The following is a 13,824-nucleotide window of genomic DNA, read 5'->3' on the forward strand; positions in this document are numbered from 1 at the left end:
AATGAAGTTAAAAGTGTAACTTTTAACGTTTTTAGATACTAACGTATCAATAACATTGAAAAACATAAAGACCTAACAAATGAAACGACTATTACTTTGGAGCTTAGTTTTATGCACAACTGGCGTATTTGCTCAAAATTTTCAAGGAAAAGCCTACTATCAATCTAAAACAACAGTGGATATGGATAGCTGGGGCAGAGGCGGAAGAGAGCTATCAGCTGAGCAAAAAAAACGTATTCAAAATATGATGAAAAGCTATTTAGAAAAAGTATACGTTTTAAATTTTTCTCAAACAGCTTCAACTTATAAAGAAGAAGAAAAAATTGAAGCACCAGGACAAGGTGGAAGAGGCGGATTTGGTCGTATGATGATGGGAAGTTTTACGCCAGGACCACAATACAAAGACTTGAGAAACCAATTATTGTTAGAATCGAAAGAGTTTTTTGGAAAAAAATTCCTTATCAAAGACAGCTTGCAAAAGCTAGAATGGCAAATGGAAGGCGAAACCAAGCAAATTGGAAAATATCTTTGTTTCAAAGCAACGGCATTAAAAAAAGTTGACGAACTTGATTTTAATTCTATGCGTCCAAAAAAGCAAAAAAAGGATGAAGATAAAACACCAGAAGAACGAAAAAAAGATTCTATAAAAGCTGAAAATGATCCATTTAGTCAAGTAGATATTCCAAAAGAGATTCTAGTAACGGCTTGGTATACACTTGATATTCCAATTAATCAAGGACCAGGAGAATTTTGGGGATTGCCAGGATTAATTTTAGAAGTAAGCGCGTATAAAACTACGATTCTATGTTCTAAAATTGTGATGAATCCAGGTGAAAAAGAAGCCATAGAGGAACCAACAAAAGGAAAAGTGGTGACTCGTAAAGAATACAACGAAATTGTAAAAACTAAAATGCAAGAAATGCGCGATATGTATCGCGGTCGCGGTCGCGGGGGAAGAGGAGGTAGAGGAAGAGGATAAAACTCGCTCAACCGACTACTAATCAGAAGAAAAAAAACCAATGAAAAATATACTATTCATTCTGCTATGTTTCATAGCACAGACAACTATTGCCCAAATTAAATTTGAAGGTGTCGTAAAAGATAGCTTAGGAAAGCCTTTAGAGCTTGCCAATGTTATTGCACTTAACAAGGCTACAAATAGCTTAGAATCATACGGAATTACTAATAATGAAGGTCGCTTTAGACTCGCGTTAAAGAAGAATACAACCTATGCTATTAAGGTTAGTTTTATTGGATTGGCTACAATTAACGATTCAATAACTACAAAAGAAGCAGATTTCAAAAAGGACTTTGTAATGAAACCTGACAATGAATTAAAAGCTGTTGAACTTACCTACGAAATGCCCGTAACAATTAAAGGAGATACAATTGTATATAATGCAGATTCCTTTAAAAATGGTTCGGAAAAGAAACTCGGCGATGTATTGAAAAAACTGCCCGGCGTTGAGGTCACAGATGAAGGTGAAATTGAAGTAGAAGGAAAAGCTGTAACGAAAGTGATGGTAGAAGGAAAAGAGTTTTTTGATGGCGATAGTAAATTGGCAACTAAAAATATTCCTGCAGATGCTGTAGATAAGGTAGAAGTGCTAAAAAATAGTAATGAAGTGTCACAGTTAAAAGGACTCGGAAACGATCAAGATAATGTGATGATTAACATTAAACTGAAGGAGGGAAAGAAAAACTTCTGGTTTGGAGAAGTTACGGGTGGACTTGGTCCAGATGAACGCTATATTGCCAATCCGCGATTGTTTTATTACAGTCCAAAATACAGTGTCAATATAATTACAGATTTTAATAATATTGGTTCAATTCCGTTTACACGACGTGATTATTTTAATTTTTCGGGTGGATTTAGAAATGCAGCCAGAAATACAGGAACAAACTTTAATGTAGCTTCAAGTGATATTGGTTTTTTAACCTTACGAAACAACCGCGCAAAAGCAATTGATTCAAAATTTGGTGCAGCAAACTTTAGTTATTCGCCAAAGAAAACATGGGATATTACCGGATTTGCAATCTATTCAGGTTCACGAACTGAATTAGAAGAAAACAGTGTGAACGATTATATTGACGAAACTACACCAGATGAAATTACTGCTACAACAACACGTCAAAAAAGTGATTTAGGATTGTTCAAGTTGAGTTCAAGTTACAAGCCAAATAAAAATAATCAGATGGATTATGATTTCTTTGGAAAAGTATCACAACAAACGGAAACACAAGATTTCTATTCATCTTTATTAGGAGATATTGATGAGCGTCAGGCGCAGAATCCGTATAGCTTCAATCAAAATTTTAACTATTATTATACATTAAGTGACAATCATATTTTTGCTTTAGAAGCACAGCATTTATTGCAAGATGAAGATCCGTTTTACAACGCACGATTGGCACAAAGTGAACAATTTCGTTTCACAGATTTATTAGGACTAAACACTTCGCAAACGTTTTTAGACATTGCACAAGATAAACGTGTAAAAACAAATAAATTCGATGCACGATTGGACTATTGGTATGTGTTGAATCAAAAAAGTAATATCAACCTTACGGCAGGAACAACCTTAAGTTCACAGCAGTTTGATTCAGAAATTTTTCAATTGTTAGATAGCGGAAGTAAATTGTCATTGTTTAGTGCGCAACAGAATGTAGAAAACAATATAAAGTATAATTTTTCAGATACATACTTAGGGATGCATTACAAGATAAAATCTGGAAAATTCACTTTTACACCAGGAATTACTGCGCATACATACAGTGTAAAGAACACACAATTCGGTTCGGAACTTAAAGATACATTTACACGTTTCTTGCCAGATGCTAATATTCGTGTGCAGTTTAAAGATTCAGAAAATTTGAATTTAGCATATCAAATGCAAACAGATTTTACGGATGTAAATAACTTGGCAGAAGGATTAGTATTTAACAATTACAATTCCATCTTTAGAGGAAATAGAACACTAGAAAATGCTTTATCTCATAATTTAAATTTGAGTTACTTTAGTTTCAATCTATTTAATTATACAAACATATTTGCCTTTTTAAACTACAACAAACGTGTTGATCCAATTCGAAATCGTTCGCAATTCTTAAGCATTCCAGGTAGTGGAGGCAATCCAGATGCTTTGAGTACCAATAGTGTTTCTACACCATTCAATTCAAACTTTGCAGATGAAACTTTTACTGCAAACGGACGATTTGAACGTACATTTGGAAAAATAAAAGCATCTGTAGGCGGAACAGTATCACTCTCAAAAATTAATCAAGAAATTAATGGAAACCGAACTGTAAATGAATCGTTTACACAAGCATATAGAACAAAAGTAAGCACAAACTTTAGAAACGCTCCAAATATTGAAGTTGGTTACAATTTATCAATCAATAAGTACGATCAAGGCACTAACTCTAATCGTTTCATAACTAAGAGTCCGTATGTAAATGTAGATGCTTATTTCTTAAAAAGCTTCATTTTTACAGCAGATTATTCGTATTTCAATTACAGTAGTGAAGAACGTACCATTAACAATTACAGTTTCCTAAAAGCAGAACTTTCGTATCAAAAGAAAGACAGTCAATGGGAATATTCGGTAAAAGGTACCAACTTGTTAAATACAAAATCATTGAATCAAGACAATTCAAATAGTTTCTTAACAAGTACGAGTGAATATTTTATTCAGCCACGTTATTTAATTTTTGGTGTGAAGTATAATTTATAAATCAATATCATACTATACAAGTACCGAAAGCCTTTCTGCAACCGCTGCAGGAAGGCTTTCTCTTTCTAAAAAGGAAATAATTAAAAAAATAGCAATATCGTATAGTCACTCAAAACACTTTTGATGTGATATTATGTTATTTTTTATAAAGTAATAAAGTATTGGTATGAAGCGTAATTAGAGCTCCCGAATTCTTTTTGCAAGAAAATAAATTGTAAAGTTAATGTCTTTCATATTGGTCGGTTTATATACTAGATAGCAAAACTTCCAAAAGGTTGCGTCATGAAGTTAAAAAATTTGAAAATAGTATTGGATGTAATGGTTTTTTGACTCAAAATCGATACTAAAGCCTGTAAAACAATAGATCGAAAATACAGAAAATACGACTCCGTATATTCACGTGGTTTTACATGGTTTCTACGTGTTTATCTTCCTTTAGCTAATAACCGAGCTGTTTTTTAGCTAGTTTTATAACATACTTAAAGAAAACCAGTATTAATCAATCCTTAAAACTTAGTGTAATTATGACAAACTCAACTACAGATTCACAAACAACAAATTATAAAGAGCAAATAGACAGATGGGCACATGAAGAAACGTTGCAATTGGCACATCACTTTCATCGATTGCACGAAGGTGAATTTCATCGAACTACCGAATTTATTATGAATAAAGATGGTGATGTTGAGAGATTTGAAACTATTAAGAAAACGATAAAAGAACTTCGAATTCACTTAGCTTTAGATGCTAGAAATAAAGAAAAGTTTACGTTTTTTCCAGTGTTAGAAGCAATGACAATGCCAGGAGAATATCATTATTTTAAGTTGCACGCGGCACACGCAAGACAGTTAAGAGAAAAATCGGCAATAGTACCGCACCTATTTAAAGAAATGATTGGTAATAATTGGGATACTGTCGATTTGAATTTGATAGATGATTTATTTGTGGCCAGTAAAAAAGACGCCAACGGATTTGATAAAGTAGTTCGTGTAAAATATTTTGAGATTAGTAAAGATATCATAGAAAAAGTCATTCAAAACCTGTCAGAAATCAAAGGAATAACCTTATATTCTGGAATTGATATGAATAAGTTTGGAGATAAAAGCAAAATTTCTTTTACACCTGTTTTAGGGTTTCAATACGAAAAGGAAAAAGATGATATTGCTGGGTTTGGACTCAAAAGTATTATTGAATTTTCAAAAGAAGAAATACTAATAGAATATACAAGTCCGTGTCCACCAACTTGTTAATAAGATAATAATGAGTGAAGAATCCTTTGGGAATTTACGATTAATATCGTCTCTTACGATTATACTTCCATTGCTACTCGCAATATGGAAGTATGGTTGTTTAAGACAAATGCAACGGAAATTATTTTATTTAATCATCCTATTTTCTATTACAGAGCTTATAACGAATATTTGTTGGTACCAGAAAATCAATAACTTGCCTGTATATCATTTTTATGCTATTATTGAATGTCTCTGTATTTTAAGTATTTATCAAGATGTATTGCATAAGATATATCCAAAATATCTGTTACCAGTATTGGCGGTATTATTTACGCTATTTTGTATTGTTAACATGCTTTTCTTTCAAGACTTATTGACATTCAATTCAAACGCAACCACTACTTTAGGTTTTTTAGTCATCTTCTTATCGCTGAGTTATTTTTATGCACTATTGAAAGAAGTTAAATACACATTGTTGGAACGAAATCCTATGTTTTGGCTTAATGCGGGATTTTTAATTTATTTTTCGAGTAACTTATTGCTGTTTTTTATCAATAATAGCATGTTCACAAAACGTGATGAGGTTAGTCATCTAGTTTGGGGATTGCATGCTATTGTGAACATTATATTAGTCATTTTCTTTACAATTGCTATATGGATCACTCCGAATCAAAAATAACATTGCAAATTATCATCATAGGAATGGTTGTACTTTTTGTACTGTCATTGGCTGTTATTTTATTCTTTATTATATATCAAAAACGCTTATTTGCACAGCAACAAAAACACCAAAAAGTTGAATCCGATTACCAAAAAGAATTATTGCGTATTGCCATACAAAGTGAAGAAAGAGAACGCGCAAGAATTGGAAGAGAATTGCATGACGATGTTGGTGCTTTGCTCACAGCAACAAAATTATATTTGAGTCAAATTTCTCCAGAAGTTTCACCCGAAAAACTCACGACTACGGTTGATAAAATGTATTCTTTGTTTGATACAATGATTCAAGGTGTACGGAATATTTCACAAGATTTACGTCCTGTTATTTTAGAAAAACTAGGATTGATGGAAGCCGTTAAAAGCTTAGTAAACACCGTAAATGATTTGAATGTAGTGGAAGTAGAATTTATCGATCACACTAGAAATGCGATCGTAAAGGCGGATGAATTAAATATATATCGAGTCATTCAAGAATTACTAAACAATACACTCAAGCACGCAAATGCTACCGAAATTTCTATCGTTTTTAGAAATGAACTTTCAGATTTGATCATTATATATAAAGACAATGGAGTAGGAATTAAACAAGATCAATTACAACACAAAAAGGGAATCGGATTAAAAAATATAGAAAGTAGATTGTCTGTAATTTCAGGAACTTTCAAATTTGAAGATACTCAAAAAGGCATAGAACTAACCATAAAAATACCATACAACCATGAATAACAAAACAATCAAAGTTGGCATTACAGATGACCATGCATTATTCCGCGAAGGCGTAAAACTTATTATAGATAATTTTGAAGGTATAGAAGTAATTCTAGAAGCTGAGAATGGACGTGAATTGCTTACGAAATTAAAAAACGAGGTGCCAGATGTCATTCTTTTAGATTTAGAAATGCCAGAAATGGACGGAATAGAAACTACGCAAAAACTACGTGAATACTACCCTGATATAAAGGTTTTAATTTTGAGCATGCACAAAGAAGAGCGTATGATTACGTATTTGATGGAAATTGGCGCTAACGGTTACATCCTAAAAGATGCGGCTCCAGGAGAATTTGAAGAAGCAATTAGATCTGTATATGAAAAAGGTTTTTATTTTAATGAATCTGTATCTTTTGCCATGTTAAATGGTTTGAAAGACAAAACAAAAAAACCTCCAAAAATTGGAAAAGACTATCATTTAACTTCTCGTGAAATGGAAGTTTTAGCATTGATTGCACAAGGGCTTACTACTGCAGAAATGGGCGAAAAATTATTTTTAAGTTCTCGTACAATAGAAGGGCATCGAAATAACTTACTTAGTAAACTAGACGCGAAAAATACAGCAGCGTTAATCATTAAAGCGATTCAAGAAAAATTGATTACGGTTTAATTTTAGTTACTTAGTCGTTTCCTAACAAGGCGACCAATATTCAAGTCGAGTCAATTTTCCATTTGTAATATAAATTCGCAATCCGTCTTCATAACCTGTACTAAAAACAATGAATGCGCCATCTAATTTTTTTCCAAAACCTTCTTTTATTTGATCACCAAATATGTCAATGAGTTCTGAAAAATCAGTTTTGTAAGATAAATTTCGATCGCCATATTTTACAATGATTGAATGGTCTTTTTCGAAATCAACTTGCTCCAAAACATAGTTTTCTTTTTCATTGCCTGTGAATTTGATAGTTCCGTAATCGAGCGTTAAAAATATACCGTCTTGTGTATCTGTTGATAAAAAACCGCATTCATACTTTGGGTCATATACTTTTTGAGGTTTCCCAAGTTTTTTGATAATCTCTGATTTGGTGGAATAAAAATCGAATCCTTTATAGTGTATCAAATCAAAATCTACAGTCTGAGCAAAACTCAACTTTGCTAATAAAGTAAATGTGATGATTAAAAGTAGATTCTTCATTTTCGGACTAATTTATGACGTAGCTTCAGCTTCAAGACCTTTTACCGTTGGTGTATCAATCATTTTCTGAATGCGTGTAGAAATAAAGATACTCATAATTACAAATCCCATAAAGAAAAAGAAACCGTATTGTAATTCAGATTTATTCGTAGATAAAATATCAAGGCTTTCAATATTATTCTCAAGCTGTCCTAGTTGACTTGAAATGATTCCTGTAAAGCCAATATATGACATGAAAATGGCAACTACCATCACATCAGCCATGGACCATTTTCCACTTTTAAACACTAAAAATCGAACGATTTTATTCCGCTTTAGTGAACGTTTAAAGACTAATAAAAGACTCGAAATCAATTTTGATACAGGGAAAATTACACTAAAAAGCAACACTAAAACCCCAACCAACATCACTTTGGTTTTTCCTTGAGAAAGCATAACGCTCGACACTTCCATGATACTTTTACTCTTATAATACAACACTTGATCTTTAAACGAAATTGCTTCGCCCATTAATTGTAATTCCATTGAAGCAATACGTGCGTCAATATCAATCATTGGTAGAAAAACACCTAACGCCAATAAGTGAACTGCTGCCAAAACGTATATAGTAATTGTGAGATTGGAAGTTTCTTTAAACACAAACAATAGCAAAAGCAAGCTTAAAAAAGCAGCTAATAATACACTGTTTGAAACATTTTGTTCGTTAGTTATACCTTCCAACTTTTTTGAAATGACTGCAATACAAGCTTCTCCAGTTTCTGTATTGTATTTGGAAAGAATGTTGTTGTATTTGGTGTAATCTATTTTTTGAAAAGTCCCTTCTGTATACGAATTAATTTGTGCTAAAATATATTCTTTGATGCTATCTCTATTTTCTTGGCTTTCTAAAAAATTGAGAATATCTTCTGTAATTGTAGGCACTTGATTTTTTAATTCACTAAAAATTTCAAAAAAATCAGCACCAATATTCTTCAAAGAAAGCCCTAAAAAGTCTTTGTTTTTCTCGTTTTTAGCTTTGTAAGCACGTTCAAATTTATCGATAGATTCATTCAAAAAACTTTCAACTTTTGCACGTGTTTCATCTCGTTGTCCGCCAGTAAGTTCAAGCGATTGTAATTTTTTTGTGATGATAATTGCAAACTGTTTTTCCCAAGCATCTACATTAAACATTCCGTATCTAATATCCGAAAGTTCAATGACATCGGTTTTAAGAACGCGTTTTTTGGTTTCTAGTGTATACGTTGTATACGAAGCAACACTTATCGCGATAAGCAATAAAAATAAGATACTATTTAAGATGAGTTTTTTACGCACGTTTTAGGTATTAGTTTGTAATTTCTTCATATACTTTCCCTGTAAAATCATTATGTAGATACTTTTTAAAGGCATTCAATACATTTTCGTATTCGTCTCGTTTAAATACGAGTGTATTTCCTGGAAACCAATCTACGATAGTTCCAATAGGTTCAGGAGTGTCTTCAAAATCACTTACATCTAAACCAAATTTATTCCAATATACATAATGATCGTCAGTTTCTATTTCGGCAACAATCACGGTACACCAAAGATCAATATCTTCACTACACATTAAAACAGGTAGATTCACTTTCGAATATGTTTCTGGTAAAGCGCGTTCCCATACAATTTCTCGTTCCAAAGGATCATCTAGCCAATTTAAAAAAGTAGATGCTAAGCCAGGTGTAATATCTGTTGTGCTATTTTTTAAAGCACATTCTTCCAAGGAAATTCCATCAATTAAAATTCCGTAATAGTTCTCTCCAGAAAACTCGTTTAGATATGTTTTTATAGAAATTGTATTCAAATCAAGAATCGGTTTGATGGTGTTTTATGAATGTAAGACGAGTAACTATCAAATTTGTTTCAAAAAGATACAATTTATAGCTTTTTAAGATACTAATTTAAAATTTTTATAGAAACGGTTTATGTATATGATTTATAGTATTAAAGTTTATTTATTAGAAATCATACTTTAATCCAATTTTCGCTTTCACCTGATCGATAATTGTCATTAATTGTTCACTAAATGCTAATGGTAATTTTGAATTTTCTGTTTCGCCATTGCGAATAGAGCTATTCACATCTTCAATTTCATGAATATACCCAATTCCTGCATGTGGAAGTTCAAAAACGGTTTCTTTATCGTCTGTATACAAGGTAATTGTATTAGCATGATGAAAACGACGATGTAATTTTATCGTACCTTCAGTACCGTAAATGTAGGCTTCTGTTGGTGTATCGACTTCGAAAGTAGATTCTAAAACTGCTTTTGCTCCGTTTTCATAATTAAATAACATTGCGCAAAAACTATCTACTTCTGTAGCAGTTATACGTGCCATTGCATTAATGTCGGTTGGCATTCCTAACACTAATAAGCTTAAAAAAATAGGATAAATACCAATATCGAGCAAAGAGCCGCCACCCAATTTTTTATTGTACAAACGGTTTTCTGTATTTAGTTCTCCCAAAAAACCAAAATCTGCACGAATACTTATAATATCTCCGATGGCTTTTTCGTCTAAAAGTTCCAATACTTTTTGATATGAAGGCATAAAACGTGTCCAAATTGCCTCCATTAAAAACACCTTTCGAGACCTTGCTTCTTCAATCATGATTTGCACTTGCGTGGAATTGATTCCTAGTGGCTTTTCACACAAAACAGCTTTGTTGTGTTGTAAACAAAGCATTGTGTTTTCAAAATGAAACACATGTGGTGTGGCAATATAAATAACATCAATCTCAGGGTCGTTGACAAGTGCTTCGTAGGAGTCGTATGCTTTTTTAGCATTGTGTTTTTCTGCAAAAGTGATTGCTTTATCCATACTTCGTGAAGCAACTCCGTGAAGAATAGCCGTGTCAGAAAGTTGTAAATCGGAAGCAAATTTGCTTGCTATATTTCCCAATCCGATAATTCCCCAATTGATTTTTTTATGCATGAAAGAGTTAATTAGTACGTGTTAAATTAAACACTAATGTTACTAAAAAGATAGTTAATAGTTCTTGATGTTTTGCCTCAGAAACTTGATCTATTTCTTCAAAATTCCCAAATACGCATTCCAAGGACCAACTTCAGTAGCATACTGTTTTGACATGACTCTTGCTATTTGCGCAATATGACCTAAATCATGCACAGTCCAAGTTGCTAAAAGTTGTTGTAAGTTTACTTCGCCCAATTTGGGATGCATTCCTTTTTTTGTAAAATCACTTTCGGAGATCTGAAGCATTTTTAATTCTTGCAAATTTTGTGATCTGAGTTTTGAAAATTCTTCTAACAATTCATGAATGCTCTTTCCTTTGCTATCATTCTCTTGTGCAAACCGATCAAAAGGTTCAAATGTTTTATTCCTTTCAGAAGACAAGATAATTTTGGCTCTTACAATCCAATCTGTTTTCTCTCCATGAACCAAATGTCCAATAATATCATACGGACTCCAAGTGTTTTTACCTTCATTATTGTATAGCCATTCATCAGACAAACCATTTAATAAAGAGTTCAGTGTCTCAGGAGTTTTACTTAATATTTCTATGGATTTTGAGAGGTTGAATGTCATTTGTTTGGTAGTTTTGATGTTTACAAACACAACTTTGGGTCTTTTTCAAGTTTTGTTGCACCATAATGCAAATGCCACTCTACAATGCGTTCTTTGATATAATTATATTCGTATGCAAGACTGTAACCATGATCCTGAATTTCTTCAAGCGATCTATCTTTCTTTTTAAATGTTTCTAAGGTGAAATAAGTGTCATTAATGAGCATTTCAATATAAACATCTTCGTCGTATAAATGTTTTTCTAAAAAAGTAATAAATCGTTTGTGACATCTTTTGGTAAAGTTTTTATTTTTATGTTGAATAGCTTCTTCTTCAAGCTTCTCAACAGCGCGCATCATTTCACCTTGCACATACGTCGATCGTCCAGTTGTTGGAATATATTTTTCCTTGATTTGTTTGATATATTCTTGATATTCTTCTGATGTAAATCGGTTTGAACCTAATCTTTCGTCATTAATACGAATAAACTTTTTTGTCCAGTCGAAGTACGATTCTAGTCTTCTGATGGTTTCCTTGTCAATTTCTCCACTAATGCTTAAATGTTCAAATTTTAGTTCTTTTACACGTTCTGAAATGACAACTTTATGTGTGAAACCTAAATGTAAAAGTTCCCATTCATCAACTTCAAAAACTTCTTCGGGAACCGTTTTTATATTGTGAAATGCTTTTGAAGGTAGCCAATTTTCAGCTGTTTCTTTTTTATCATCAGTAGTTTCTTTAGTTTGATAACCAATAAGCCAATTAATTTCAGGTTTTAAAAACTGTGTGTCATGATCTTGAGAAATTCCGACAAAACCGCCCAAATATTCCATGTGTGTTTCTTCTAGTAAAACGCCTTGTAAATCATATAATAAATGTCTAAAATCTACATTTACAATTTGTTTCGGGAGTTGTTCAAAAAGGTGATCAATCCCGTATCCTTTTATTTTACTCAAATCAATTCGATAACCAGCATGATTATAAGGAAAGAACTTAGTAATCCAGCCATCAATGTATTCTGGGTTTCCATATTCTTCTATGGTATGTACTTTAAAAATGTGCATCCAAAAATCATTGTCAATGTCTTCTTTGGCAGTATTTTTAATTTTTGTGATGATGGGTTTTAAATCATTATACCACCATTCCATTTCATACTTTTTCAAGATTTCCAACTTCTCTAACATGCGATTCCAATCGGTCACAGTTCCTTCCAATTTCAGTTCAGGAATTCCGCAGATACAAACGGCAACGTCGTAATCAAAATATGCTTTAAAAGCATCCATAATTGTAATTTCGCTAACTACTTTGCTGGCAAGTGTGGTCGTGCTAAAATCGGCGCGTAAATCGGCAACTACAGCTGAACCTACAATTTTTTCAATCTCATTACTGAATTCTTCTGTAGTTTCATGCCACGGACTTTCTGGATCACCAAGAATGATTTTATCATTTCTAATAGTAATTGTTTTCTTTTCGGTTAACTGTGGAAAAAGATTTTCTTTCGCTTGATACGAAAAGTTCACATGATTGGAAATTCCTTGCAAAACCAGCAACCAAATCATATCTGGCGAAAGCGTAAATGGCCTGTGTTCCGAATATGCTAAATACAATCCGTATAAAAATGAATGATATCCACCAGAAATAAGTTTTTCATCCGGATTTGGTAAGTATTCTATTTTACTGGAGAAGGTTTGCGCAATTTCACTAAACAACTTTTCTTCAACTAAATTTTCTGGTCGTTCAAGTGTTTCGATATGAAAAGTAATCGAATTTTCGGTTTTTGTTTTAATCATAAATGAAGTTTGCTTGGAATGACTTCGAAAATACAATTTTTAATATAAAAGTACTCAATACGTTCGTGCACAAAAAATACGTATTTCTTGTTCCAATAAAATTAAATCTATTACCTAAAAACGTTCACTTTATTCCATTTTTTCAATTTCAAATCGAGTTATTCCTCACTTTTGAATTGTTATTAAAAAATAAAATATCAGTTTATCAGGTTATTTTAACGATGCAAAACCGCTTTATGTATTTTACATGAGCGGTTTCTTATAAGTTTTATCTGAAAAAACAGCAAATTTGTTCCGTGAATATACGTTTTTCATGCGTGTAAATACCTGTAATTCAGTAGAATGTTGGTTTTTGTGTATAAGGTCATTTACTTTAGAGCTCATTATAAACCATAAAAAAAATAATTATGAGTAATTCTAAAAATGAAAACTTAGATAGTGAAATGAAAGCAAGCGGATTTACGCTAGAATCTGAATTAAATTTTCCACAAGAAGACGCTTTAACTGATCAATACTGCTATTTTTATCACAAAGGTTTGTATCATGCAAATTGGCAACATTTGCATACAGACGGCCGTTGGTGGGGGAAATCTGAATTTGGACCAGGTTGGTACGAAAAAGTAAAATGGCATCCGAACCTTAGATTTCGTGCAAGTATTAATCGACTGGTTAGATGGGATAAAATTTGCAATGTAGCTATGAAACCTGGGCAAGTATTGACAATTTGGGGAACTGTTTTTGAAACTGCTTGGAATATTACATCAAAAGAAGCATTTATGAAACAAATAGAAAATGCAGAAATCTTAGAAGTTGTAGGGTAGAAGATGCTAATTGAAAATAAGATTTAAAAACCTGCTTTTATAAATTGGAAGCGGGTTTTAATTTTAGAAGATT

13 protein-coding genes are annotated in these 13,824 nt (G+C 32.4%); 7 read left to right on the forward strand and 6 right to left on the reverse strand.

The window, feature by feature from the left end:
- Positions 1–79: 79 nt before the first annotated feature.
- From ACRBBL_RS09630 to ACRBBL_RS09655, 6 genes are all read left to right on the forward strand, one after another.
- Positions 80–979: a GLPGLI family protein gene (locus tag ACRBBL_RS09630; protein ID WP_431368829.1), complete on the forward strand. Its 900-nt coding sequence runs from the start codon at positions 80–82 to the stop codon at positions 977–979.
- 40 nt (positions 980–1,019) lie between these two features.
- Positions 1,020–3,734, forward strand: a complete 2,715-nt coding sequence (locus tag ACRBBL_RS09635) for a carboxypeptidase regulatory-like domain-containing protein (protein WP_431368830.1) — start codon at positions 1,020–1,022, stop codon at positions 3,732–3,734.
- 524 nt (positions 3,735–4,258) lie between these two features.
- Entirely contained in the window at positions 4,259–4,984 is a 726-nt protein-coding gene (locus ACRBBL_RS09640) for a hypothetical protein (protein WP_431368831.1), read from the forward strand.
- Positions 4,985–4,994: 10 nt separating this feature from the next.
- The gene (locus ACRBBL_RS09645) at positions 4,995–5,645 is read left to right on the forward strand and encodes a hypothetical protein (protein WP_431368832.1); all 651 of its coding nucleotides are present in this window, start codon (positions 4,995–4,997) and stop codon (positions 5,643–5,645) included.
- Entirely contained in the window at positions 5,621–6,412 is a 792-nt protein-coding gene (locus tag ACRBBL_RS09650; protein WP_431368833.1) for a sensor histidine kinase, read from the forward strand. The genes ACRBBL_RS09645 and ACRBBL_RS09650 overlap by 25 nt, the downstream gene beginning before the upstream one ends.
- Positions 6,405–7,064 (forward strand): response regulator transcription factor, encoded by a 660-nt coding sequence (locus tag ACRBBL_RS09655; protein WP_431368834.1) that lies wholly within the window; start codon positions 6,405–6,407, stop codon positions 7,062–7,064. Before ACRBBL_RS09650 ends, ACRBBL_RS09655 begins: the two co-directional genes overlap by 8 nt.
- Before the next feature lie 21 nt (positions 7,065–7,085).
- On the opposite strand, the gene ACRBBL_RS09660 is transcribed toward ACRBBL_RS09655, so the two are convergent.
- The 6 genes from ACRBBL_RS09660 to ACRBBL_RS09685 all read right to left on the reverse strand — a co-directional run bounded on the left by ACRBBL_RS09660 (position 7,086) and on the right by ACRBBL_RS09685 (position 12,930).
- Positions 7,086–7,592: a hypothetical protein gene (locus ACRBBL_RS09660; RefSeq protein WP_431368835.1), complete on the reverse strand. Its 507-nt coding sequence runs from the start codon at positions 7,590–7,592 to the stop codon at positions 7,086–7,088.
- Between the two features lie 12 nt (positions 7,593–7,604).
- Positions 7,605–8,906: a paraquat-inducible protein A gene (locus tag ACRBBL_RS09665; protein WP_431368836.1), complete on the reverse strand. Its 1,302-nt coding sequence runs from the start codon at positions 8,904–8,906 to the stop codon at positions 7,605–7,607.
- A gap of 10 nt (positions 8,907–8,916) precedes the next feature.
- A complete protein-coding gene (locus tag ACRBBL_RS09670; RefSeq protein WP_431368837.1) occupies positions 8,917–9,414 on the reverse strand; it encodes a hypothetical protein in 498 nt (165 codons plus the stop codon).
- 154 nt (positions 9,415–9,568) lie between these two features.
- A complete protein-coding gene (locus ACRBBL_RS09675; protein WP_431368838.1) occupies positions 9,569–10,546 on the reverse strand; it encodes a Gfo/Idh/MocA family protein in 978 nt (325 codons plus the stop codon).
- 90 nt (positions 10,547–10,636) lie between these two features.
- The gene (locus ACRBBL_RS09680; protein ID WP_431368839.1) at positions 10,637–11,161 is read right to left on the reverse strand and encodes a DinB family protein; all 525 of its coding nucleotides are present in this window, start codon (positions 11,159–11,161) and stop codon (positions 10,637–10,639) included.
- Between the two features lie 20 nt (positions 11,162–11,181).
- Complete coding sequence (locus ACRBBL_RS09685) at positions 11,182–12,930, reverse strand: DUF4419 domain-containing protein (protein ID WP_431368840.1); 1,749 nt, start codon at positions 12,928–12,930, stop codon at positions 11,182–11,184.
- A 407-nt stretch (positions 12,931–13,337) separates the two neighbouring features.
- On the opposite strand from ACRBBL_RS09685, the gene ACRBBL_RS09690 reads away from it, so the two are divergent.
- On the forward strand, positions 13,338–13,751 hold the full coding sequence (locus tag ACRBBL_RS09690; protein ID WP_431368841.1) for a hypothetical protein: 414 nt from the start codon (positions 13,338–13,340) through the stop codon (positions 13,749–13,751).
- Positions 13,752–13,824 lie beyond the last annotated feature (73 nt).

Source organism: Kordia sp. (genome assembly GCF_050633145.1).
Classification (GTDB): domain Bacteria; phylum Bacteroidota; class Bacteroidia; order Flavobacteriales; family Flavobacteriaceae; genus Kordia.

Coding starts and splice junctions, on each gene's coding strand:
- ACRBBL_RS09635 (WP_431368830.1), top strand. CDS start 1,020: ATGAAAAATATACTATTCATTCTGCTATGTTTCATAGCACAGACAACT.
- ACRBBL_RS09660 (WP_431368835.1), bottom strand. CDS start 7,592: ATGAAGAATCTACTTTTAATCATCACATTTACTTTATTAGCAAAGTTG.
- ACRBBL_RS09640 (WP_431368831.1), top strand. CDS start 4,259: ATGACAAACTCAACTACAGATTCACAAACAACAAATTATAAAGAGCAA.
- ACRBBL_RS09630 (WP_431368829.1), top strand. CDS start 80: ATGAAACGACTATTACTTTGGAGCTTAGTTTTATGCACAACTGGCGTA.
- ACRBBL_RS09655 (WP_431368834.1), top strand. CDS start 6,405: ATGAATAACAAAACAATCAAAGTTGGCATTACAGATGACCATGCATTA.
- ACRBBL_RS09650 (WP_431368833.1), top strand. CDS start 5,621: ATGGATCACTCCGAATCAAAAATAACATTGCAAATTATCATCATAGGA.
- ACRBBL_RS09645 (WP_431368832.1), top strand. CDS start 4,995: ATGAGTGAAGAATCCTTTGGGAATTTACGATTAATATCGTCTCTTACG.
- ACRBBL_RS09675 (WP_431368838.1), bottom strand. CDS start 10,546: ATGCATAAAAAAATCAATTGGGGAATTATCGGATTGGGAAATATAGCA.
- ACRBBL_RS09680 (WP_431368839.1), bottom strand. CDS start 11,161: ATGACATTCAACCTCTCAAAATCCATAGAAATATTAAGTAAAACTCCT.
- ACRBBL_RS09690 (WP_431368841.1), top strand. CDS start 13,338: ATGAGTAATTCTAAAAATGAAAACTTAGATAGTGAAATGAAAGCAAGC.
- ACRBBL_RS09685 (WP_431368840.1), bottom strand. CDS start 12,930: ATGATTAAAACAAAAACCGAAAATTCGATTACTTTTCATATCGAAACA.